Origin of the sequence: Pantoea sp. GCM10028869, assembly GCF_042666835.1 — a bacterium.
GTDB classification, from domain to species: Bacteria; Pseudomonadota; Gammaproteobacteria; order Enterobacterales; family Enterobacteriaceae; genus Pantoea; species Pantoea leporis.
The window spans coordinates 560073-583823 of sequence record NZ_JBHTGO010000004.1; the positions used below are offsets into that span (position 1 = coordinate 560073).

General features: G+C 54.3%; 22 protein-coding genes and 1 pseudogene. 12 read left to right on the plus strand and 11 right to left on the minus strand.

The features are described 5' to 3' along the window. Window positions 1-62 precede the first annotated feature (62 nt). The 6 genes from ACFQW4_RS13855 to puuD form a co-directional block, all read right to left on the minus strand. Window positions 63-1313, minus strand: coding sequence for a glucosyl transferase (locus tag ACFQW4_RS13855; protein WP_192411548.1), 1251 nt, complete (start codon window positions 1311-1313; stop codon window positions 63-65). Window positions 1314-1372: 59 nt separating this feature from the next. Continuing rightward, on the minus strand, window positions 1373-2296 hold the full coding sequence (locus ACFQW4_RS13860; RefSeq protein WP_350260875.1) for a glycosyltransferase family 2 protein: 924 nt from the start codon (window positions 2294-2296) through the stop codon (window positions 1373-1375). After that, window positions 2293-2652, minus strand: a complete 360-nt coding sequence (locus ACFQW4_RS13865; RefSeq protein WP_210081856.1) for a GtrA family protein — start codon at window positions 2650-2652, stop codon at window positions 2293-2295. Before ACFQW4_RS13865 ends, ACFQW4_RS13860 begins: the two co-directional genes overlap by 4 nt. Window positions 2653-2747: 95 nt before the next feature. Then, window positions 2748-4025, minus strand: coding sequence for an FAD-binding oxidoreductase (locus tag ACFQW4_RS13870; RefSeq protein WP_110866673.1), 1278 nt, complete (start codon window positions 4023-4025; stop codon window positions 2748-2750). A gap of 24 nt (window positions 4026-4049) precedes the next feature. After that, complete coding sequence (gene puuR, locus ACFQW4_RS13875; protein WP_008104818.1) at window positions 4050-4607, minus strand: HTH-type transcriptional regulator PuuR; 558 nt, start codon at window positions 4605-4607, stop codon at window positions 4050-4052. Further along, window positions 4604-5368, minus strand: coding sequence for a gamma-glutamyl-gamma-aminobutyrate hydrolase (gene puuD, locus ACFQW4_RS13880; RefSeq protein WP_377725832.1), 765 nt, complete (start codon window positions 5366-5368; stop codon window positions 4604-4606). The genes puuR and puuD overlap by 4 nt, the downstream gene beginning before the upstream one ends. A gap of 213 nt (window positions 5369-5581) precedes the next feature. Between puuD and ACFQW4_RS13885 the strand changes: the two genes are divergently transcribed. Further along, window positions 5582-6997, plus strand: coding sequence for a glutamine synthetase family protein (locus tag ACFQW4_RS13885; RefSeq protein ID WP_101763399.1), 1416 nt, complete (start codon window positions 5582-5584; stop codon window positions 6995-6997). 371 nt (window positions 6998-7368) lie between these two features. Beyond that, window positions 7369-8727: an APC family permease gene (locus ACFQW4_RS13890; protein ID WP_101763400.1), complete on the plus strand. Its 1359-nt coding sequence runs from the start codon at window positions 7369-7371 to the stop codon at window positions 8725-8727. Between the two features lie 168 nt (window positions 8728-8895). On the opposite strand, the gene ygbI is transcribed toward ACFQW4_RS13890, so the two are convergent. Further along, a complete protein-coding gene (ygbI, locus tag ACFQW4_RS13895; protein ID WP_101763401.1) occupies window positions 8896-9657 on the minus strand; it encodes a DNA-binding transcriptional repressor YgbI in 762 nt (253 codons plus the stop codon). Between the two features lie 259 nt (window positions 9658-9916). Here ygbI and ltnD point away from each other — a divergent pair, with 259 nt between their 5' ends. The 5 genes from ltnD to ACFQW4_RS13920 all read left to right on the plus strand — a co-directional run bounded on the left by ltnD (window position 9917) and on the right by ACFQW4_RS13920 (window position 14961). Next, complete coding sequence (gene ltnD, locus ACFQW4_RS13900; RefSeq protein ID WP_192233436.1) at window positions 9917-10825, plus strand: L-threonate dehydrogenase; 909 nt, start codon at window positions 9917-9919, stop codon at window positions 10823-10825. Between the two features lie 2 nt (window positions 10826-10827). Beyond that, window positions 10828-12087, plus strand: a complete 1260-nt coding sequence (gene otnK / locus ACFQW4_RS13905) for a 3-oxo-tetronate kinase (protein WP_377725833.1) — start codon at window positions 10828-10830, stop codon at window positions 12085-12087. Beyond that, window positions 12084-12710 (plus strand): aldolase, encoded by a 627-nt coding sequence (locus ACFQW4_RS13910; RefSeq protein WP_192233438.1) that lies wholly within the window; start codon window positions 12084-12086, stop codon window positions 12708-12710. Before otnK ends, ACFQW4_RS13910 begins: the two co-directional genes overlap by 4 nt. Then, window positions 12710-13489, plus strand: coding sequence for an HPr family phosphocarrier protein (locus ACFQW4_RS13915; protein WP_377725835.1), 780 nt, complete (start codon window positions 12710-12712; stop codon window positions 13487-13489). The genes ACFQW4_RS13910 and ACFQW4_RS13915 overlap by 1 nt, the downstream gene beginning before the upstream one ends. Before the next feature lie 119 nt (window positions 13490-13608). Beyond that, window positions 13609-14961 (plus strand): GntP family transporter, encoded by a 1353-nt coding sequence (locus ACFQW4_RS13920; RefSeq protein WP_377725836.1) that lies wholly within the window; start codon window positions 13609-13611, stop codon window positions 14959-14961. A gap of 302 nt (window positions 14962-15263) precedes the next feature. Here ACFQW4_RS13920 and sbcB read toward each other — a convergent pair whose 3' ends face one another. Next, entirely contained in the window at window positions 15264-16685 is a 1422-nt protein-coding gene (gene sbcB, locus ACFQW4_RS13925) for an exodeoxyribonuclease I (RefSeq protein WP_377725837.1), read from the minus strand. Between the two features lie 202 nt (window positions 16686-16887). On the opposite strand from sbcB, the gene dacD reads away from it, so the two are divergent. The 5 genes and pseudogenes from dacD to ACFQW4_RS13950 all read left to right on the plus strand — a co-directional run bounded on the left by dacD (window position 16888) and on the right by ACFQW4_RS13950 (window position 20662). Next, window positions 16888-18054 (plus strand): serine-type D-Ala-D-Ala carboxypeptidase DacD, encoded by a 1167-nt coding sequence (gene dacD / locus ACFQW4_RS13930; RefSeq protein WP_192233442.1) that lies wholly within the window; start codon window positions 16888-16890, stop codon window positions 18052-18054. 308 nt (window positions 18055-18362) lie between these two features. Beyond that, window positions 18363-19421, plus strand: coding sequence for an FUSC family protein (locus ACFQW4_RS13935; RefSeq protein ID WP_377725839.1), 1059 nt, complete (start codon window positions 18363-18365; stop codon window positions 19419-19421). Window positions 19422-19582: 161 nt separating this feature from the next. Beyond that, window positions 19583-19903 (plus strand): PTS system regulator TmaR, encoded by a 321-nt coding sequence (gene tmaR, locus ACFQW4_RS13940; RefSeq protein ID WP_008110563.1) that lies wholly within the window; start codon window positions 19583-19585, stop codon window positions 19901-19903. A gap of 140 nt (window positions 19904-20043) precedes the next feature. Beyond that, window positions 20044-20231, plus strand: a pseudogene (locus ACFQW4_RS13945) (type II toxin-antitoxin system HicA family toxin). A gap of 17 nt (window positions 20232-20248) precedes the next feature. Continuing rightward, entirely contained in the window at window positions 20249-20662 is a 414-nt protein-coding gene (locus tag ACFQW4_RS13950) for a type II toxin-antitoxin system HicB family antitoxin (RefSeq protein WP_101763410.1), read from the plus strand. An 87-nt stretch (window positions 20663-20749) separates the two neighbouring features. Here the strand turns inward: ACFQW4_RS13950 and ACFQW4_RS13955 are convergent, their stop codons facing one another. From ACFQW4_RS13955 to ACFQW4_RS13965, 3 genes are all read right to left on the minus strand, one after another. Continuing rightward, window positions 20750-21577: a glycosyltransferase family 8 protein gene (locus tag ACFQW4_RS13955; protein ID WP_377725840.1), complete on the minus strand. Its 828-nt coding sequence runs from the start codon at window positions 21575-21577 to the stop codon at window positions 20750-20752. Window positions 21578-21595: 18 nt separating this feature from the next. Beyond that, a complete protein-coding gene (locus ACFQW4_RS13960; RefSeq protein WP_192233446.1) occupies window positions 21596-22978 on the minus strand; it encodes a D-arabinono-1,4-lactone oxidase in 1383 nt (460 codons plus the stop codon). A 74-nt stretch (window positions 22979-23052) separates the two neighbouring features. Further along, window positions 23053-23694, minus strand: coding sequence for a TetR family transcriptional regulator (locus ACFQW4_RS13965; protein ID WP_377725841.1), 642 nt, complete (start codon window positions 23692-23694; stop codon window positions 23053-23055). Window positions 23695-23751 lie beyond the last annotated feature (57 nt).

Genomic DNA, 23751 nt, shown 5'->3' on the forward strand with positions numbered 1-23751 from the left:
TAGATATAAATTAGCTAGCACCTCTTAAATGAAAAATGCTAGCTAAACACTGGGATGATTATTTATTTTTTGATCAGTTCCATTGACCAACCTGGGGGATTAGTATGGATTAATACTTTCTCACCATTCTTTGCCTTATTAAAGACAGCAACGTCTTTATCGTAGCCGACATTGTCCAGAGGAGGCATTCGATAAGATACAGTTAAAGATGAAAATAGAGTTATACAGAACAGTAAGATAATAGTATAAGGCCTAACTTTTATCCGACTCATTATTATTAAGCTTAAGCAAAAAATGCCCATACCGCTCAGTATGAAATAGCGACATCCTACGATAGGAATTAGGAAGAGAGGCCACTGTTCCTCGCTATGATTTATAACAGGCTTATATAGTGATACGAGTAGCGTGAAGAATACATAACAAAATGCAGCTTTATATCTCCAGTCCATTTTTACCAGAAAGAAAAATGATGAGATTATAAAAACGAGTGATATAAATGCATTAATAATAGGTTTCCCAATTATCCATTGGACGTTGTTTAAATCAAAAAATGCACCAAGAATGACTTTGTACGACATTATTTCAAAAAAGAGCGGTATTGTAGCTCCAAGACTTGAAGGTGTTCTGGTGTTGTCGCCAAACATAACCGAACCAGCTTGAATCAACATACAACAAGCGAAAACAACATCGAAAGTGTTAATGCCTTTTATGGCATTTAATATTGAACCTCTTTCATAATATCTTTTTATCGCAAGTGAAGGGGCGAGCAACGCAATGAATGGACCGCTAATACCTGATAAAATTAGAACAAGTATATCATGTGTTTTCCATACAATGTTTTTAGAGTCTTTAGCTAAAATAACGGCCAAAAGATAGATTGCAAGATAGGTGTGAGCATTTGTGATGTTTACATATGCTTCTTGTATGTTGGGTTGAAAAAGGAAGTATAAGCAAAATGCCAGTCTAAAGCGCATATCGATGTAATTAAATCGACTGGTCATAATGAAAACAACAAATAAGCAGCGGAGTGAAATTGCTATAGATGTTGATATGAGAGCAACATAACTAAGTCCAAATGACGAGGCAATTGCCATTGTTATTTTAGGAAGAGACTGATAATATCCATCTCTTGGAGTCATTATGGAAGTTAGAAACCCTTGATTCCACACTGGTTCTAAAAATGCCTTACCATCCTCTGCCCATAACTGTGGATGATTTATAATGTCAGGTCGTCTAGTGATAATAATAACTGCCGCTACTATAAATATGGCAATAAAATACCAGGGTGATAATTTGTCTTGTTTTGAAATCATGATTCACCTTTAAAGCTTTACATGCAAACAGCTGTTGAAATTAAAGCGATTTTAAAATGCTATTTTATTTGCTTCCTGGATACGATATATCTTGGTCGGCCTTTAGTCTCAACATAAATCCTACCAATATATTCCCCAAGCACGCCAATCCCAATGAGCTGTACGCCACCTAAAAACAGCATTGAAACCATAATTGAAGGATAACCTTTAACAGGGTTGCCCCAGAATATAGTATCAATCAGCATCCATGCGCCATAGATGAATGAAAGGGCAGCGACGACAAGTCCGAGATAAGTCCAGATCCGAAGTGGGAAGGTTGAAAACGAAGTAATCCCTTCAAGCGCAAGATTCCACAGTTTCCAGCCATTAAATTTTGTTGTACCAGCAACACGTTCAGCGCGAATATATTCAATGACCGCAGTTTTGCCGCCGACCCAGCTGAGAACACCTTTCATAAACAGGTTACGTTCCTGCAGCAGTTTAATATTTTCCACTACGTCACGTGACATTAAGCGGAAATCACCTACGTTTTCTTCGATCTTCGGCGAACTGATCTTGTTATGCAGTTTGTAAAACCACTCGGCAGTCTTACGCTTTAGATGAGAGTCGGTGCTGCGATCAACACGTTTCGCCAGAACAATATCCGCGCCCAATTGCCATTTATCAACCATCAAAGGAATGACATCTATAGGATCTTGTAAATCCACATCGATTGGAATGATGGCATCGCCAGTTGCCGCTTCAAGGCCAGCGAAAAGGGCCGGTTCTTTACCAAAATTGCGTGTGAACGAAATATGTTTGACTAAATCATCATTAGCCTCAATTTCATTGAGAACCGCTTCTGTGCTGTCTGTGCTGCCATCGTTTATAAAAACGATTTCAATATTATATTTTTTAAAAGGTTTAAATTCGCGTACTGCTTTATAGAAGAGGGGAATGGCTTCCTCTTCATTCAATACAGGAACAATCAGAGAAAATTTCATTTACTCGTCCTAAACACGAAAAACTTAGAGTAGGCGAAGCCGCAAACCAAGCTGAGTGCAGAGAAGAAAACCAATGTAATAATTGGATTAATGTGCAGATAGTCAGCTGTCCAGCCCACGGCTGTTGCCATTGCGCCCATGAAGCAGATATAGAGAAGATATCGGGTGGTGGTCGCTTCTGCATTAAACGTCCATTTTGCGTTAGCAAAGAAGGAAAAGGTTACCGCAACACAAAACGCCACGAGGTTAGACAGGGATTGGCTACCAACGATGGCAAAAAGTGCGGCAAATACGCCCCAATGAATGAGCGTATTAATTACACCTACAGAAGTGTATCTGGCGAACAACCTCAACATTTTGCAGCCCAAAAATTAAAGAGCCCGATCCTGACATTACTGCTGTTTTATAGCAAGTTTTGGTAAAGGAATGTCGAGAAATTGTAATCAGTGGTTCACACCCCAAACCGATCCCTTAACGCATACCACGCCGCCCCCATTGCGGTGAGCGGCACCTTAAACCGTCTCCCACCTGGAAACGGCAGATGCGGCAATTTCGCAAACGCATCAAATCTCTCCGCATGCCCACGCAGCACTTCAGCAATCAGCTTCCCCGAAAGATGGGTACAGGTCACGCCATGTCCGCTGTCGCCCTGCATAAAGAACGCATTCTTCTCCACCTGCCCAAACTGCGGCATGCGCGATAGCGTGAGCAGGAAATTGCCGCTCCAGCGGTGGCTGATTTTGATGTCACGCAGCTGCGGAAAGGTGCGCAGCAGCTTAGGGCGAATCAGCGCTTCGATGTCATCCGGCTCGCGTGCGCCATACACTACGCCGCCGCCGTAGAGCAGGCGGTTATCGGCGGTGAGGCGGAAGTAGTCGAGCAGATAGTTACAATCTTCAACGCAGTAATTGTTCGGCAGCAAACCCAGCGCCTGATCGCGCGTTAAAGGTTCGGTGGTGACGATCTGCGAACCGCACGGCATGCTTTTGCCCGTCAGGCGCGGTTCAAGCTGTGACGGCAAATAAGCGTTACCTGCAAAAATCACGAAGGTGGCGCTGACTTCGCCCTTAGCGGTTTTTATTCGATGCGGTGCACCATATTTCACTTCAATCGCCGCTGACTGCTCATAAATGCGCCCGCCGTGACGGCGAATCGCTTCGGCTTCGCCCAATGCGAGATTAAGCGGATGCAGATGTCCGCCGCGTTTATCGAGCAAACCACCGACGTAGCGATCGGTCGCCACTTCGCGCCGAATACCGCGTTCGTCGAGCAGCTCTAAATCGTGATTGCCATAGCGCGCCCAAAGGGCTTTTTGGTTGCGCAGATGGCCCATTTGCCGCTGATTCAGTGCGGCGAAAATGCCGCCGGGGCGATAGTCGCAGGCGATAGCGTAACGGTCGATACGATCGCGAATGATCTCCGCGCCTTCAAACATCATGCTGCCAAGCATTTGTGCGGTCTGTTTGCCGTAGCGCTGCTCAATCACATCCACGTCGCGGCTGTAGGAGTTGACGACCTGGCCGCCATTGCGGCCGCTGGCGCCAAAGCCGATTTTCGCCGCTTCAAGCAGCACCACGTCGTAACCGGCTTCGGTGAGAAACAGCGCGGATGAGAGTCCGGTAAAGCCGCCGCCGATGATGCAGACATCGCACTGCACTGACTCTTGCAGCTCCGGCCACGGCTCATGGGCGTTGGCGGTAGCGGCGTAATAACTTCCCACATGTTGCATGACATCCTCCTTAAGCGCGAAACCTTAGAAATTGGCGGGCGTATGCGCGCTAACAATGCGACACGGCTGATCTGAGGTATTGGTAAAACTGTGCGGCAAGCCGGTATCAATCACATAGCTTTCACCGCGATAGAGATGGTAACTCTGGCCGTTGACCACCAGCGTGATTTCCCCTTCCAGCACGGTGCCGGTTTCCTCGCCGGGATGGCGTAACTTCTCTCCGGTGCTGGCACCGGGTTCATAGCGCTCCAGCAGCATCGCCAGCGCGCGCCGTGCGGCACCGTTATCGATCAGCATCAGCGATACGCCAAGGCTGCCGATCTCCACGCACTCTTCCGGGCGCACAATCACCCGCGGCGTGGCATTGATTTTGGGTTCGGAGAAAAACTCTGACAGCGAAAGCCCATAAACTTTTAGCAGCTTCTGTAAGGTGCTGACGGCCGGGCTCACTTTGTCCTGTTCGATAGTGCTAATGGCGCTGTGCGTTAAACCTGATAACTCAGCGACGCGACGCTGAGACAATCCCAACTCCTGCCGGATCTGCGATAAGCGACGTCCGGGTGCCAGAGTGGCATCATTCATGGCTGTTTTTCCTTGTGATAACAGACAGCGGCGTGGATAAAGGCCTCAAACAAACGGCGCGAGACCGGATCGCGATCGGAGTGCCATTCCGGATGCCATTGCACCGCGAGGGCGAAAGGGTGCTTTGGCAGGCTCACGGCTTCAATCAGCCCGTCGGGCGCGCGCGCTTCGACACGCAGCTGTGGACCGGTTTCGCGAATGCCTTGCCCGTGCAGCGAATTCACCGCGAAGGGTTCGGCGCTGCCCAGCAGCTGGCTCAGCATGCCATCCACTTCTGGCTGCACGGTATGCACCGGCGCATATTGCTCATCCAGCGGCAGCGCGTCGTTTTCACGATGCTCCTGAAACAGATGCGTCATATGCAGTTGGCGATGCAATGCACCGCCGTTAGCGACCACCAGCTCCTGCAAGCCGCGACAGATACCGAACATCGGCATCTTTTTACCGATCGCATGGGTGATTAGCCCGAAGGCGAGGCGATCGCGCGCCGGATCGGCATGCGCCTCTTTACCGTCTGCGCCGTAATGCCATGGTTCAATGTTGCTGGGACTGCCGGTCAGCAAAATGCCATCCAGCACGGTCATACTGTTTTCTAATAGATGAGGTGCCTGCATCAGTTGATGCGGTAATGGCAGCGGCACGCCACCGGCAAGCACGATAGCGTCGAGATATTTGTTGTGAACCGTTTGCCCTACGTGGCTGCCAATAAAGTTCTGGCACATCACTACGCCAATCAAGGGCTTGTCAAAAATAATGCCCATAACGTCTCCGCGTTGCTGTTCAATATTTTCGCCGGAAATGCGCGGCTGGCCTTAAAAGTGTGCAATATTTTGTCAATCTAGCAACCGATCGTTCATTCCTCAAACAGAATTGTTACATTTGCACACTTTTTGCGTTAGCGCTATGTTAGTGGAGTGGCTGTTATTTTGAGCATTGCGCGCACCAATATTAAACGGTAAAGGGCGGGTGGGATCATGACGAACCTCGTAGAAGTAGAAGACTTCACGCGACACAGTGAAGAGAAACGAACAAGCGCGTTCCAGCTGGAGGTCAAAACCTGGCTGGAACGCCATCCTGAAACGCAGTATGTCGATATTCTTCTTAATGATTTAAATGGGGTATTTCGCGGTAAACGCATTCCCATCTCCGCATTGGCAAAACTGGAAAAAGGGTGTTACTTCCCGGCCTCGGTTTTCGCTATGGATATTCTCGGTAACACCGTCGAAGACGCCGGACTGGGTCAGTCACTGGGCGAACCCGACCACCTCTGCATGCCGGTGCCCGGCACCTTAATTCCTTCTGCCGCCGATCCCACGCACATCGCTCAGCTGTTGCTGACCATGTGTAACCAAGATGGCACTCCCTTTGACGTTGAACCCCGTAATGTCCTTAATCGGCTGTGGCAACAGCTGCGTAATCGAGGATTGTTCCCGGTGGTAGCGGTAGAGCTGGAGTTCTATCTGGTGGATAAAAAGCGTGATGCGGAGGGCTTCATTCAGCCGCCGTGTTCGCCGGGCAGCGACGAACGCAATATGCAGAGCCAGGTGTATTCGGTGGATAATCTCGATCACTTCGCCGACGTACTGCGTGACATCGACCATCTGGCCAAGCTGCAAGGCATTCCCGCCGATGGCGCGCTGGCGGAAGCCTCGCCCGGCCAGTTCGAAATCAACCTGCATCACACGCGCGACGTGCTGAAAGCCTGCGATCACGCTATTCAGCTGAAACGGCTAGTGCGTCAGGTGGCGGAAAATCACGGCATGACCGCCACTTTCATGGCCAAGCCTTATGAAGAGTACGCAGGCAGCGGCATGCATGTGCACATCAGCATGCTGGATGCCGCCGACCACAACGCTTTCGCGCTTGATGACGGCAGCGATTCACCGCTGATGAAACGCGCGCTGGCGGGCATGATCGATTTAATGCCGGCTTCAATGGCGTTGCTGGCGCCGAATGTGAACGCTTATCGCCGCTTCCTGCCGGAAGCCTATGTACCGCTACAGGCGTCATGGGGACACAACAACCGCACGGTTGCGCTGCGTGTGCCTTGTGGCGATGCGGATAACCATCGCATCGAGTATCGCGTGGCCGGTGCGGATGCAAATCCCTATCTGGTGGTGTCAACAATTCTTGCCGGTATTTTGCACGGTCTGGATAATCAGCTACCTTTACCGCATGCGGTGCAGGGCAATGGACATGAAGCAGAAGGGCTGGCATTACCGATTCGGCAGAGTGATGCGCTGTATGAATTCGAGAATAGCTATCCGCTGCAAAAGCTGCTGGGCGAGCGTTTTAGCGGGGTGTGGCACAGCTGCAAACAGTACGAACTGATGCAGTTTGAGCGCTTAATCACCTCGACGGAAATCGACTGGATGCTCAAGAATGCCTGAGTGCCGGAAGAATTGATCTAACGTCTTGTGCCGATGGCATAAGTTGGGGCAAAATACGCGCCCTGCAAAATGAGAACTAACCGACGTTAACCGCGTCGGTTATTTTTTTGCATGATGTACTCACTGACATTCACACGAGGCCGGACACGCATCCGGATAGATAGATACTGACAAACACGCTTGTGCGTGAGATTTGAGGAAAACAAAGATGGGACTGTTTAACATTGCACCAGCGCAGGCTGGTTCTCGCTTCCGTGATGACTACGGCGCCGCGACAATCGTAAACACTTATATCACTTCTCACTGCAGCAAATTGCGCAGTAGCCCTGTAGCCCAACCGATCGCGGTTGTCGTCTGCGGGGGCCTGAACAATGTCGCTTAACACCTCTGCCGCACCTCAGCGTGCACACCTGAAAAAATCTCTGACCCTGATCCCGGTTGTCATGATGGGCCTGGCGTATATGCAGCCAATGACCCTGTTTGATACTTTCGGTATCGTGTCTGGATTGACCGACGGCCACGTCGCCACCGCTTATGCTTTCGCCCTGATCGCGATTCTGTTTACTGCCGTGAGCTACGGCAAGCTGGTACGCCGCTTCCCATCTGCGGGCTCCGCTTACACCTATGCTCAGAAGGCAATCAGTCCGCACGTCGGCTTTATGGTTGGCTGGTCATCACTGCTGGACTACTTGTTCATGCCGATGATCAACATCCTGCTGGCGAAAAGCTACTTTGAGACGCTGGTGCCGGGCATTCCGTCGTGGATTTTCGTGGTGCTGCTGGTGGCCTTTATGACCATCTCCAACCTGCGTGGAATCAAAACCGTTGCCAACTTCAACAGCGTGATCGTGGTGCTGCAGGTGGTAGTGATGGTAGTGATTACCGGTATGGTGGTTTACGGTGTGGCACACGGTGTTGGCGAGGGGACATTGACCAGCAGCAGACCGTTCTGGTCTGAGAATGCGCACGTAGTCCCGATGATTACCGGTGCGACCATTCTCTGCTTCTCGTTCCTTGGCTTTGACGGTATCAGTTCGCTGTCAGAAGAGACCAAAGATGCTGAACGCACGATCCCGCGCGCGATTTTCCTCACCGCGCTGATTGGTGGTGTGATCTTTATCGGTGTTTCTTACTTCCTGCAGCTGTACTTCCCGGACATCTCGCGTTTCCAGAATCCGGACTCTTCACAGCCAGAGATCATGCTGTTCGTGGCGGGTAAAGCGCTGCAAATTGGCATCCTGATCTTCTCGGTGGTGACGGTGCTGGCATCCGGTATGGCCGCGCACGCAGGCGTTTCACGTCTGATGTACGTGATGGGCCGCGATGGTGTGTTCCCGCAGCGTTTCTTTGGCTTCGTGCACCCGAAATACCGCACGCCGTCACTGAACGTGCTGCTGGTGGGCGCGGTCGCGCTGATGGCGATCAACTTCGACTTGGTAACCGCAACTGCGCTGATTAACTTCGGTGCGCTGGTGGCGTTTACCTTTGTGAACCTGTCGGTGATTGCGCAGTTCTGGATCCGTGAGAAGCGTAACAAGACGCTGAAAGATCACATCAACTATCTGGTGCTGCCAGTGATGGGCGCTCTTACAGTCGGTGCGTTGTGGATTAACCTGGAAGAGACCTCCATGGTGCTCGGCCTGGTGTGGGCAGCGATTGGTATTATTTACCTCGCCTTTGTGACCCGCACCTTCCGCAACCCGGTTCCGCAGTTCAGCGAAGAAGTGTGATTTGATCGACGTCGCTGTCCCCCTCCTCGGTCCTCCCCCATAAATGGGGGAGGAAGATGCTGCCATATGTGAGTTCTGAAGCTGCATGTGGCAGCGTCTCCTTCCCCCGCTTGCGGGGGAAGGCCGGGATGGGGGACAGCGAGCACCGACCGAAAGGGACAGCACGCACTATCCCGCCAACACCAACTCCCAACTCCCCGCACTCAACGCCTCGCGTCCCGCTTTACTCAACCCCGCATCGGTAATCAAGGTATCAAACCGCTCCAGCGGTAACGCCAGATGCGTCGCAATCTTGTTGTACTTCGAACTGTCGCTTAACAACACGCGCTTACTACTCACATCGCTCGCCGCCAGCTTCACCGGCACCTTATCCTCATCCGGCGTAAACAGCCCGCGCGGGCCCCAGCAGGACGCGGAGATAAACGCGATATCGATCGCCAGCTGGCGCAAACTTCTGGCGGCCGCTTCACCGACGCTGGATCGGTTCTCACGACATACCGTGCCGCCGGTGTGAATCAACTTGCAGCCGCTGCTCTCCATCAGCAGGCGCGCAATCACGAAATCGTTGGTCACCACCAGCAAGTCATCACGCTCAAGCAACTCGCGCGCCAGCGCCAGTGTGGTAGTGCCGGCATCGAGATAGATGCAGCTATTACGCGGAATATGACGCGCGGCATACTGCCCAATCGCCATCTTCTCGCCGCTGTACATATTGGTTTTCGCCAGATGCGATGGCTCCGCCGCCAGGCGATCTGCTGAGCGCACGCCGCCCGAAACAGACAATACCGCACCTTGCTCTTCCAGCTTCTGCACATCGCGACGTATCGTCATATGCGACACACCCAAGCGCTCAGTGAGCTCGGCAATGCTAACCACGCCGCGTTCGCCCACCAGCGCTAAAATTTGTTGATGACGTTCAACCGGAATCACCTTGCTCTCCCTGAATTATCATTTTTTCACATTGTAGATCATCGATTCACAGCCCGCAGCACAATTTATCTTGCCGTAATCTAAGCAGAAATCCCATCTGGACTGACGTCGATGCGCTGACCTCCGGCTGTGAATCGATGTTAATCCTTGCGCGCATAAGTTAATTTTTGTGATATTACGCACGTTTATTCGCCACCGACTGCGGCAGACTTAACACCAATGAACAAATTATCACTTAAATTAACAATGGAGGTTTGCTATGTCAGCAACCGTGAATAACATCGGCGTGATTGGTTTAGGTTCCATGGGCATGGGTGCCGCGCAGTCTTGCATCTGTGCAGGATTAAATACCTGGGGTGTTGATCTCAATCCGCAGGCGCTGGAAATCCTGCGTCAGGCCGGTGCACGTGATGCGCAAACCTCCGCTGCCCGCTTTGCCGCTGAACTCGATGCGGTGCTGTTGCTGGTGGTGAACGCCGCGCAGGTTAAAGCGATTTTGTTCGGTGAAAACGGCGTAGCGGCGCAGCTCAAGCCCGGCACCGTGGTCATGGTCTCTTCTACCATCTCTTCACAGGATGCGCAGGCGATAGAACAACAGCTGGCGCAGCATCAGTTGCTGATGCTGGATGCACCGGTTTCCGGCGGCGCAGCCAAAGCCGCAGTCGGCGAGATGACGGTAATGGCTTCCGGCAGCGATGAAGCTTTTGCCCTGCTCAAGCCCGTGCTGGATGCGGTGGCGGCGAAAGTCTATCGCGTGGGCAGCGAAATCGGTCTCGGCTCAACCGTCAAAATCATTCACCAACTGCTGGCGGGCGTGCACATTGCTGTGGGCGCAGAAGCGATGGCGCTGGCCGCGCGCGCCGGGATCCCGCTCGACACCATGTATGACGTGGTGACCAACGCCGCCGGTAACTCATGGATGTTCGAGAACCGCATGCGTCACGTGGTGGATGGCGATTACTCGCCGAAATCAGCGGTCGATATCTTCGTTAAAGATCTCAATCTGGTGGCGGATACCGCCAAGTCGCTGCACTTCCCGCTGCCGCTGGCTTCTACTGCGCTCAATATGTTTACCGAAGCCAGCAACGCCGGCCACGGTCGTGAAGATGACAGCGCAGTGATCAAGATCTTCAGCGGCATCACGCTGCCGCAGGCGAAGGAGCAATAATCATGCGTTTAGGCGTTATTGCAGACGATTTTACCGGCGCAACCGACATCGCCAGTTTTCTGGTGCAGAACGGTTTGCCGACCATCCAGTTCAACGGCGTGCCGGAAAGTCATGACGCGCTGAGCGCGCAGGCGATTGTTATCAGCCTGAAGTCACGCTCATGCCCGGTGCAGCAGGCGATCGATCAGTCGCTGGCGGCGCTGCAGTGGCTGCAACAGCAGGGCTGCGATCGTTTCTATTTCAAATATTGCTCCACCTTTGACAGCACCGAGCAGGGCAATATCGGCCCGGTGACTGATGCGCTGCTGGCGGCGTTGGGCGAAACGCAAACGGTGATCTCGCCATCGCTGCCGGTTAACGGTCGTACGGTGTATCAAGGCTATCTTTTTGTCGCCGATCAGCTGCTGTCCGAATCGGGCATGCGTCATCATCCGGTAACGCCAATGACCGACAGCAATCTGGTGCGTTTGATGACGCGTCAGGCCAAAGGCCAGGCCGCGGTGATCAACGCCGCGCAGCTCGATCAAGGAGCTGATGCGGTGCGTGCGCAGCTGGATACCCTGAAAGCACAGGGCATCAACTATGTGGTGCTGGATGCGCTGCACGAGCAGCATCTGCTGACGCAGGGCGAAGCGCTAAAACAGACGCGTCTGGTGACCGGCGGTTCAGGCCTGGCGATCGGTATCGCCCGCGCCTGGGCAACGCAGCAGCAGAACAGTGATGCTGAACACGCCGGGCGCCCACAAGGCGATCGCGCGGTGGTGATCTCAGGCTCCTGCTCGCAAATGACCAACCGTCAGGTGCAGGCTTATCGTCAGCAAGCGCCATCGCACGAAGTGCTGGTGGAGCGCTGCCTCGATAACACCGAAAGCTATGCGCAGGAACTCTGTGACTGGGTGGCAGCGCATCATCAGTCCGATCTGGCACCTTTGCTGTTTGCTACCGCCGATGCCCAGCAGTTGCAGGCCATTCAGCAGCAATACGGCGCAGCGCGCAGCAGTGAAGCGGTTGAGCAGCTGTTTGCTGCGGTAACTCGTGAACTAAAAACCCGTGGCTGGCAGCGCTTCATCGTTGCTGGCGGAGAAACCTCGGGCGTGGTGGCACAAAGCCTTGGCGTTACCGCATTCCACATTGGCCCGATGATTTCACCGGGCGTGCCGTGGGTACGCGATATCCATCAGCCGCTGTCGCTGGCGCTGAAATCAGGCAACTTTGGCGACGAACAATTCTTTGCCCGCGCACAACAGGAGTATTCAGCATGACGGAACAACAAGCACGCGAAGAAATGGTACAGCTCGGCGCGTCCTTCTTTCAGCGTGGTTACGCCACCGGTTCAGCGGGCAATTTGTCGCTGCTGCTGGAGGATGGCAACTTGCTGGCGACGCCAACCGGCTCCTGCCTCGGCGAATTGCAGGCCGATCGTCTGTCGAAAGTGACGATTCAGGGCGAATGGATCTCCGGCGACAAGCCGTCGAAGGAGGTGGCTTTTCACCGCGCGCTCTATCTGAACAATCCCGCGTGCAAAGCGGTGGTGCATCTGCACAGCCACTATTTGACGGCGCTCTCCTGCCTCAACGATCTCGACACAGCAAACTGCATCCGTCCGTTCACGCCGTATGTGGTGATGCGCGTCGGCGATGTGCCGGTGGTGCCGTATTATAAGCCGGGCGATCAGCGCCTGGCAGACGATCTGGCCAATCTGGCCTCGCGCTATAACGCCTTCCTGCTGGCCAATCACGGTCCGGTGGTGGTGGGCAAATCCCTGCGCGAAGCCGCCAATAACACTGAAGAACTGGAAGAGACCGCGCGCCTGATGTTTACGCTCGGTGACCGCTCGATTCGTTATCTGACCGATAGCGAAGTCGCGGAATTGAGGAATGTTTAATGCCTAAGTTTGCAGCCAATCTATCTACGCAGTTCGGTGAGTTGCCGTTTATCGAACGCTTTGCCGCCGCGGCCAATGCCGGTTTTCGCGCCGTTGAATTCCTGTTCCCGTATGACTTTCCGGCCGAGGTGATTAAAGCCGAGCTGGAAAAACATCAGCTGGAACTGGTGCTGTTCAACACCGCCGCAGGCAACGTGCAGGCGGGTGAGTGGGGCGTGTCCGCCATTCCGGGCCGTGAACAGGAAGCGCGTGCCGATATCGATCGGGCGCTGGAGTATGCGCTGGCGCTCAACAGCCAACAGGTGCATGTAATGGCGGCAACGGTGCCAAACGGTGCCGATCGTGCAGCCTATGAAGAGACTTTCGTGCGTAACATGCATTATGCCGCCGAGCGTTTTGCGCCGCACGGCATTCGCCTGCTGCTGGAAGCGCTTAATCCAGTGACCAAGCCGAATTATCTCTACGCCAGCCAGTATCAGACGCTGGCGATGATGGCGCGTATCGATCGTGCCAACGTCTTTACCCAGCTCGATCTGTTCCATGCGCAGTTGGTGGACGGCAATCTGACGCATCTGATTCGTGAATACGCCGGGCGTTATCGCCATATCCAGATCGCCTCGGCGCCGCATCGCCACGAGCCGGATCAAGGCGAGATCAACTATTCCTATCTGTTCGACCTGCTGGATGAAGTGGGTTACGACGGTTGGGTGGGATGTGAATACATCCCGCGCGGCCGCACTGAAGCTGGCCTCGGCTGGTTCGCGCCTTACGCTAAATAAGTTTTGTTTAACCACCCAGCACAGGGATTTTCAGCACTGTGCTGGGTAAGTCATACCTGAATTCGTCAATACCAGATAGAGCTGTACCCAAACTATACTAATTAAATCAGAGGATTATCATGTCTACCGCGTTGTTGTTAGCCATTGCTACCGCCAGCATTGTGATCTTGCTGCTGCTGGTGATTAAAACCAAAGTTCACCCCTTTGTGGCGCTGCTGATTGTCAGCTTGCTGGTGGCGATTGCGACCGGCATTCCAGCCGACAAAATTATGGATACCATCTTTAGCGGGATGGGTAACTTGCTGGGGCATATCACCATTATCATCGTGCTGGGGGCGATGCTCGGCGCAGTGATTGAAGCCTCGGGCGGTGCCGAGTCGCTGGCGCAACGCTTCAGTAAATCGCTGGGTATCAAGCGTACCGTGGCGGCGCTGACCATGGCGGCGTTTATCCTCGGCATTCCGGTGTTCTTCGAAGTCGGCTTCATCATCGTGATTCCGCTGATTTATGGCTTCACCAAAGTGGCGCGCGTGTCACCGCTGAAGTTTGGCTTGCCGATGGCGGGCGTGATGCTGACGGTGCACGTGGCGCTGCCAACCCATCCCGGCGCGGCGGCGGCAGCGGGCATTCTGCACACTGATATGGGCTGGCTGATGATGCTCGGTATCCTGATCTCGATTCCGGTCGGTATCGTCGGTTATTACGTCGCGAAAGCGATGAACCTGCGCCAATATCATCTTTCCGTTGATGTATTAGAACAGTTGCAGCTGGCGAAGCCGGAAGGCAAGCCGAAGAACGACGCGCCAGCGCCGGGTGCACTGACCATTACCGGCCTGATTGTCGTACCGATTCTGTTGATCGTCATGGGCACCGTCGCGCACACCACGCTGGAAGAAGGCAGCACGCTGCGTGCGGTGATGACGGTGATCGGTACGCCAGCCATTGCGTTGCTGATTGCGCTGGGACTGGCGGCATGGCTGCTCGGCGTGCGTCGTGGCTGGAGCAAAGAGAAACTGGAAGATCTCACCGGACGTGCGATTCCCAGCTCCGCCAGCGTGATTCTGGTTGCGGGCGCGGGCGGCGCGTTTGGTAAGGTGCTGGTGGAATCGGGCGTGGGCAAAGCGCTGGCGTTGACGCTGGAAACCTTGCATCTGCCCTTAGTTCCGGCGGCCTTTATTCTGTCGCTGGCGCTGCGTGCTTCGCAGGGATCGGCAACGGTGGCTATTTTAACCACCAGCGGCTTGCTGAGCCAGGCGGTGGGCGATGTGACGGATATGCAGCGCGTGTTGGTGACGCTGGCGGCCTGTTTCGGCGGGTTAGGTTTGTCGCACGTCAATGATGCGGGTTTTTGGGTGGTGACGCGCTATCTGGGCTTGTCAGTGGCCGATGGCCTGAAGACCTGGACGGTATTGACGACGGTGATGGGGCTGAGCGGTTTTGCACTGACGTGGCTGGTGTGGGGGATGATTTAAGGGTTTTCCCTCACCCTAACCCTCTCCCACAGGGAGAGGGAACCGATTGAGCGCTCACGCCAGCATTTGGCAGCGTCTCCCTCTCCTGTGGAAGGGGGAACCGATCGAGCGCTCACGCCAGCATTTGGCAGCGTCTCCCTCTTCTGTGGAAGTGGGAACTGATCGTGCGCTCACGCCAGCATTTGGCAGCGTCTCCCTCTTCTGTGGAAGTGGGAACCGATCGTACGCTCACGCCAGCATCTGGCAGCGTCTCCCTCTCCCTGTGGGAGAGGGCCGGGGTGAGGGCATCAAATCGCAGAGAACTAAGACACCAGCTCCTGCGCATACAAATACAGCGCCTTCAGCTGCGCCATCTTCTCCGTATTCCCCTCATGCAAACTCGCCAGCGACTCCAGCTCCAGCAAGAACGCCTGCACGCGCTCGGCATTCAGCGCTTCACGGCGATGCTGCAACCAGCGCTGCTGTTCGGCGTCATCCAGGGTGCCAGGGAAGTTGCGCGCACGGTAGCGGAACAACAATTTAGCAATGCGCTTATCGTCGAAGGTCAAATCCAGCGCCGGTAAATTCTGCGGCGGCGTCTGGCGGATGATATTCATGCCAGCGCGATCGGCATCGCTAAAGAAGCCGTCATACAACTGCGCGTCAACATCATCCGACGGGGCAAACGGCTCGGCGTCGGCAAACAGCGCCACCACTTTCTCACGCACTTCCGCGTGGTCACGCAGCAGCTTGAGGTTAGCGAGGCATTGCTGACGATCGATGTTGAGGCGCGCGGCATCTTCCGGACGCAGCGTGCTGGCGGGCGCCAGCACGGGACACTTATTAATGTGCACCAGCTTGATCGGCACCGCAGGCAGATCGCCCAAATCGCTGTGGCGGGTATACAAACGCTCGCGCAGTTCGTCAGATTCCAGCGTCAGCAGCGGCGACATATCCCCGGCCAAATCGGCGACAATCAGCGCGTTACGGTTATCCGGATGCCACGCCAGCGGCACAATCCAGCTGGTGTTACCGCGCGCCGCACCGAACATGCCGGAGACGTGCACCAGCGGTTTCATCTGCGGGATATCAATCAGCGTCATCAGTTTCTGTTTGTTGCGATGGGTAAACAGAAACTCAAACAGCTTCGGCTGCTTCTCTTGCACCAGTTTTGCCATCGCCAGCGTGGCATAAACGTCGGACATCGCATCGTGCGCCTGTTCGTGCGCCACGCCGTTGGCCTTAGTGAGATGCTCCAGCTTGAAGCTGGGGAAGCCATCGTCATTCTCCGGCCACTCAATGCCTTCCGGACGCAGCGCGTAGCAGGCGCGCATCACATCGAGTAAATCCCAGCGCGAATTGCCGTTCTGCCAGCTCCAGCCATAGGGATCAAAGAAGTTGCGATAGAAGATATTGCGCGTCACTTCATCATCAAAACGCACATTGTTGTAACCAATCACACAGGTTTGCGGCTCGCTAAACAGGCCGTGAATGCGTTCGGCAAACGCTGCCTCGGTCACGCCGCGCGCTTTGGCGGTTTGCGGCGTAATGCCGGTGATCATCACCGCTTCCGGCTGCGGCAGATAATCGTCGGCTGGCTGGCAATAAAACACCTGCGGTTCACCTACCGCATTGAATTCTTTGTCGGTACGCAGGCCCGCGAACTGCGCCGGACGGTCCAGCGACGGGCTTTTGCCGAAGGTTTCATAATCGTGGAATAAGAAGGTGAACTCAGAGGCGGGCACGGCGTTATCCTGGCAATGGAGAATCAACGCACAGGATAGTCGTCCATGGGTAGCAGTACAACCTCGATCATCCTCGCTGCGAGCAGGCGCGCAGCATTTATGCGCAGTTCATACTTTTTTTCAATTTATTCAGATCTGTAAGCGCTATTTGCCGTAAAACGTGCGGCGGTAAATTCATTTTTTTGATTTTGAGGAAGAAGTGTTGAAAAGGCGTCTGCTGGTAACTGTATCTGGAATAATTATTTGGGCATCGTGGGCGCAGGCTGACGACAGCATGCCGTTTCCCCTGACACCACCGCCGATTGATGCGGCTTCATGGGTGTTGATGGACGCCACCACCGGACAAATTCTCACCGCTGGCAATCCGGATGAAGAGCGTAACCCGGCCAGCCTGACCAAACTGATGACCGGCTATGTCGTGGATCGCGCTATCGATCAGAATAAAATCAGCCGCGATGACAAAGTCACTATCGGCAAAGATGCGTGGGGCGCAGGCAATCCGGTGTTCAAAGGCTCCTCGCTGATGTTCCTCAAGCCTGGCGATCAGGTCACGGTGCGCGACCTGATGCGCGGCGTGATCATCGATTCCGGTAACGATGCCTGCGTAGCGCTGGCGGATCACGTGGCCGGCAGCGAAAGCAGCTTCGTCACCATGATGAACAGCTACGTGCAGAAACTCGGCCTGTCGCACACCCATTTCGAAACCGTGCACGGCCTCGATGCGCCGGGCCAGCACACCACCGCACGCGATCTGGCGGTGCTGTCGCGCGCCATCATCAGCGGCGAGCCCGATTTCTACGCCATGTACGGGGAGAAAACCCTGACGTGGAACGGCATCACTCAAAACAATCGCAACGGCTTGCTGTGGGATCAAAATCTGCACGTCGATGGTCTGAAAACCGGCCACACCGAAAGCGCCGGTTTTAACATCATCGCTTCTAACGTTGTCGGACGTCATCGCCTGATTGCGGTGATCATGGGCGGCAAGAGCCCGAAAGGGCGTGAAGATCAGGCGCGCAAGCTGCTGGTATGGGGCCAAAACAGCTTTGATACCGTGCAACTGTTCCACGCAGGCAAAAAAATCGGTAGCGAAAACGTCTGGTACGGCAATCCGCATAAGGTCGATGTCGGCACCACGCAGGATATCTACCTGTCGCTGCCGCGCACCGAAGTGGCCAACGTGATGGCGAAATACGTTATCGATCGCAAAGATCTGGAAGCGCCGCTGAAAGCGGGCGAGCAGATTGGCGAAATTCAGGTGATGGACAAAGATAAGCAGTTGGCCAGCTATCCGCTTTACGCGCTGCAAGCGGTGGAAGAGGCAGGCATCATTACGCGCATCAGCGATTACGTGAAACAGAAACTGTAATCTGTCGCGTATTTCCGCGTCATCATCGTCGCCGTGATGCGGCGATGATGACACAATCGCTGTAGGCGTTGCAGACCAGAAAGGTGTGCTGGTGCGCGATGACGTGATTTTCTGATCGCCATTCATGGCAACCGTTTTAATGCACGCACCAAACACGCTGCGTTACATCAATGTTTCTATTGAGAAAACCTGATGTAACGTCCATGTTGTATTTCAGCAAAACCTGAAAAATAATTGCGTTCGACCCTGATGATGCAGCCGTCGCCAGGGTAACATAGCGCGCAAATTTTTAGCGTTCCCGGACAACCATGTTACGCGCTGACAAGCCCATCTCGCAGATTGAGTTCTGGTTCTACCGCCACTATCGCACCGTACACGGCGTGCGTATCGCTATCGCCTTTGTGCTGTGTTTCCTGTTTGTGCGGCTCACCGACATTCCCGAAGGCACCTGGCCGCTGATTACGCTGGTGGTCGTGATGGGGCCGATTTCCACCTGGGGCAATGTGCTGCCGCGCGTGGTGCAGCGTATCAGCGGCACCTTTGCCGGACTGATTTCTGGCCTGATCGCGCTCAAGCTTGAGCTGTTTTCACTGCCGGTGATGCTGGTGTGGTGCGCCGTTGTGATGGTGGTCTGTGGCTATCTGACGCTGGGAAAACATCCCTACATGGCGCTGCTGATCGGCATCACGCTCGGCGTGGTGGTTGGCGCACCGGCCGGGGATTTCACCATCGCCATGTGGCGCGGAGGCGATGTGATTCTCGGTTCACTGATGGCGCTGCTGTTCAGCGCCATCTGGGCGCAGCGCGCCTATACGCATTGGCGCATCCAGTTATCGGATGCGTTTATCGCCATGGCCAAACTGCATCACACCGGCTTCTCCGCCAATTTGCTGGAGAAGCCGCGGCTGAATAAACCTTTTCAGAAATTGCTGAGCGGCGTGATCAAAATGCGCGCGCTGCTGGAGCCGGCGAGTAAAGAGACGCGCATTCCGAAATCGGTGTTTGAGGCGATCCAAACCATCAATCGCAATCTGGTCAACACCATGCAGATGCAAATTGATGCATGGTGGTCGTCGCGTGAAAGCCACTTGATTATGCTCAACGCACCTACGCTGCGCCGCACCCAGCAGATGACAGAAGACACGCTAAATGCGCTGGCCACGCTGATGGTGAAAGGCGAAACCGAGCAGATCACCGCCAACAGCCACGCGCTGGAGGAGATCACCCAGGAACTGGAGCAGCTGATTGCTAATCGCAGCGGACGTTCCGAAACCACGGCGATTTACGGCTACGTCTGGCTGAGCCTCGAACAGGCGCGTCAGCTGGAGCGTATGACCGATTTAGTGCGTCTGGCGCTGCGTAAATAGTTTTCTCAGGCAAGGACTTAATGTGAATCACCCTTTCTTTGCGCTAAGATAAGCGCCAGTCCGAATTTAGCGGTGAGAATTGCAACCCTGGCGGCCAAGCCGCTAAGCTAAACGTTATGACTATTCCGCCTGCCGACGCAGGCCTCAAGAAAGGTGCCAACATGGAAAATGCCAAGCAATCATTTCAGGACGTACTGGAGTTTGTGCGTATGTTCCGTCGTAAAAACAAACTGCAGCGCGAAATCGTGGATAACGAGAAGAAAGTCCGTGATAACCAGAAACGTGTGCTGCTGCTGGACAACCTGAGTGAATACATCAAACCCGGCATGAGCATCGAGGCGGTGCAGGAAATTATCGCCAGCATGCGTGTGGACTATGAAGACCGCGTTGATGAGTACATCATCAAAAACGCTGACCTCTCCAAAGAGCGTCGCGAGCTGTCGAAGAAGTTGAAAGCGATGGGCGAGCCAAAAGCGCAATAAATTTCCATCCACCACTCATCTTGAGGTCGTCATTTATGACGACCTTTTTATTTGGGAATAGATAACCCCAATAACTCTTCTTGCGATTTAGAGTTATTGGGGTTATTTTTTATGCTTTCAGGACGCGGTAAGGCAATGGCATGGATAGCAGATCATTAATGGCCGAGATCAAGGCCGATGGCTGGGAACTGATACGTGTGAACGGCAGCCATCACCATTTTGTCCATCCGGTAAAAAAGGGCTGGTGACGATACCGCACCCCAAAAAGGATTTGCCGATCAAAACGGTGAAAAGTATCAGGAAACAAGCCGGACTGACTGTCCATTAATTCGAAAGAGGTGACGTATGTTTTATCCCATCGCGATTGAGGCGGGTGACCAAAGCACGGCATTTGGCGTCACGGTGCCGGATTTACCGGGCTGTTTTTCTGCTGGAGATACGCTGGAAGCGGCGGTAACAAATGCCAAAGAGGCGATTATCGGGCATCTGGAGCTGCTGGTAGAATTAGAGCAGGACATCCCGGCGGTTTCTGAATTGAAATCGTTGATGAAAGATCCGCAATATGCAGGTTATGTTTGGGTACTTATCGATGTGGATGTCACTCGCATTTTGGGCGGGTCCGAGAAAATCAACGTAACCTTGCCAAAACTGCTGATTGACCGTATTGACCGCTGCGTAGCAACGCATCCCGAATTCAAAACCCGTTCAGGTTTTTTGGCGCAGGTCGCGCTTGAGCGCATTGCGAAGACCCGTTCATAAGCTTCGTAGGAAACTCCATTCATGGCGAACTGGCGCACAGTAATGGGCAATTCATATGAAACAGCGCGACGAATCGCGCTGTTTTTTTTATTCCACCGCGAACTCCCACCATAGCTTATCCAGCGCGTAGTAGCGGTCGCGTTCCGATTCAGGCTGATTCAGGTCGCGTTTCCACGGCTTCGCCAGAATAAAGTGCAGGTTCTTCACTTCATCTTCGCGCCACATCTTACTGTGCTGGAACGGTAAGGTTTTCAGCGCATTGTATTTGTACGAAAGCGGCAGCCAGCGATCCTCGAACACTTCATTAAGCAAATCCTGCTCGGAGAACGGATAGCGGCGCAGATCGGTAATGCCCGCCACTTTCTCCTGCAGCCACGCAAACACCGCCAGATCCGGCTTCAGCACCAAAAAACCGCCGTTCAGGTAGCGATCGAGCGTGGACGGTGCCGGTTCGCCGCGATCCTGCCAGGTATAGTGACAATTCTCTGGCTGCCAGCTGGCGGGATAACTGGCGATCTTGTTGGGATTGCAGCGACAGGCGTGGCACGCTGCCAGCGCATGCTTGCCCAGTTCGAGCGTAAACAGCTCATCCATGTTGCGCAGCACCAGCATGTCGGCATCGAGAAATACTACGCGCTCACAATCAACCAGCTCCCACGCGCGCAGCTTGCTCCACACTTCTCCGAACTGCGCCGAGGCGTAATGCTGCTCCAGTTCGGCGTTTGGCGTCAGCGGATCCACCGGATGGATCACACAGCCCAGCGCCTGCAACGCCTCACGCGTCTCCAGATCGATGGCGTCTGTAACCATCACAATCAGCGGCCAGCGGGTTTTGCTGCGCTTCAGTGAGCGGTGCAGCGCCTTCACGCCAATAAAATAGTCTGGCTGTGTTAACAGCGTTACCCATGCAAACATGGTTTCTCCCCTTCAAACTTAATCAAACAAAGCAGTGACATAGTCATTGCTAAAACGGCGTTGTGGATCGAGCTGGTCGCGCACCGCGCGGAAAGCGTCCCACTGCGGATAGATATCGCGCCACTGATAGCGCTGCGGATCGTAATATTTGCCCCAGTGCGGACGTCCGCCTTCGGCCGCCAGCAGCTTCTCGACTTCAGTGAGAAAATGCAGGCCATCCTGCGACAGCGAACCGTCATCAGCGTAATAGACCACAAAGCCAAAGAAGCAGGTGGCGTGCTGATACGCCGGGCTGAGCCAGCCTTCAGACGCGCCGGTACAGCGCAGAATGATCGGATAGTGCATATGCGGATGATTCTCGGCATACCACGCTTTGATCTTGCTGATAATCTGCGGCGTTTTCTCCAGCGGCACGCCGATCTCGACGTTGATCTGCGGCACGGCAATGCCGCGACAAAATAGCTGATAGATATCGCCGCTGATGTCGGTGAAATCGCGGAAGCGCGTCACGGTGCGGAACTGTTTGCCGCCTTTGCCGTGAATCTGCGTATCGCGATGCATCTGCGCCAGCGTCTGGTCGATGGTGTCATTCAGGCTGCTGTCGGTGTCATCGCCATGCTCAATCACCTCGCGCTGATTGGCGTGCCATGCCTGCGAATCTTCAGCGCTGGCTTCGTGCGCGTTCCACACGTGCATCAGGTTGTCATCGACAAACCACCAGGCTTTGCTCATCTCATACTGCTGGTTCCATTCGATCAGATCGTTCTCCAGCGTATCGGCGGAGACGGCGAATTTGTGGCAGGTAAACAGGCGGAAAGGGCGGGTGCGCAGCGTCACGGCCGTCACAATGCCCAGGGTGCCGAGCGAAACCTGTGCGGCAGCGAAATCGGGCTCACCGCGCACAAATTCACGCACGCTCCCGTCAGCCAACACCATGCGAATGCGCAGCGCTTCATCGGCGATGGAGCTTTGTGCTAAACCCTGGCCGTGCGTGCCGGTGGCCATCGCGCCCGCCAGCGTCTGCACCGCAATCACGCCCGGCGACGAGGCCAGCATGCGATCCATCTCGGTTAGGGTGCTGTAAACCTGCTCCAGCGGCGTACCGGCGGCAAAGGTGACGCTCTCTTCGTCTTGGGCGATCACGCCGTTGAACGCGCTGAGATCCAGCAGCAAATCCTGCTCATCAACGCCCAGCATGCGGCCCGGCGACAAGCGGTTGCCCAGCACGCGCACTTTGCCGCTGGCGGTGCGCAGCAGTTGTTGCAACTCCGCTTCAGTTTGCGGCTGATGTAACTGACTACGCTGACCAACCACCGAGTTTTGCGCCCAGTTCCACAGTGCGCTGTCCCGATCGGTATTCTGCGTATGGCGTAAGGGATAAAGGTGGGGATCTTTGTTCACTACGGCGTTCCTTAGTCTGTGGTCTGTGACGGTCCCAAATTTAAAAGCGTAGACCATCAGCGCGCAGCCGCAGCCTACGAGGCTTTGCGCACATAACGCAGCGTGGCGGTGACGGCTAACTGGCGGTTGCGACGGATGCTGTCTTCCTCGCTATCGTTCGGCGTGAACAGCGTGTGAAAGGTGTAGCGATTGGAGACGTGATGCACACAAATGCTGCTCAGCAAGCGGTGCACATCCACGGTATCCAGCCCATCCATAAACAGCCCTTGCTGCTGGCCGCGCGTCAGAATGTCATCCAGCACATCGAGTGCACTTTTGTTCAGCGCCTTGATGCGTTCGGATTGCATGATGTAGCGCCCGCGCAGCAGGTTTTCGGTACACACCAGCCGCATAAAATCCGGATGCGAGACGTGGTAATCAAAGCTGGCTTCCACCAGTTTGGTCATCGCCAGTTCCGGTGCCATCTCGGCGAGATTAAGGCCGGTTTCATGCTGGCGAATCGCCTGATACACCTGCTCCAGCACCTCAATATAGAGCTGCTCTTTATTGCCAAAGTGATACACCACCATGCGTTTGGTGGTTTGCGCGTGCTCAGCGATCTGCTCCAGCCGCGCGCCCTGCATACCAAACTCGGCGAACATTTTCAGCGCACCGGCGAGGATGCGCTTCTTAAGCCCTTCAGGGTCATTTTTTCGTTTAGGTGTGGTGTCCGACATAGCGCTCAGTAACAAGTCCATCAAAAGGGGGAGGATAGCACAGCCATTTCCCGCGTG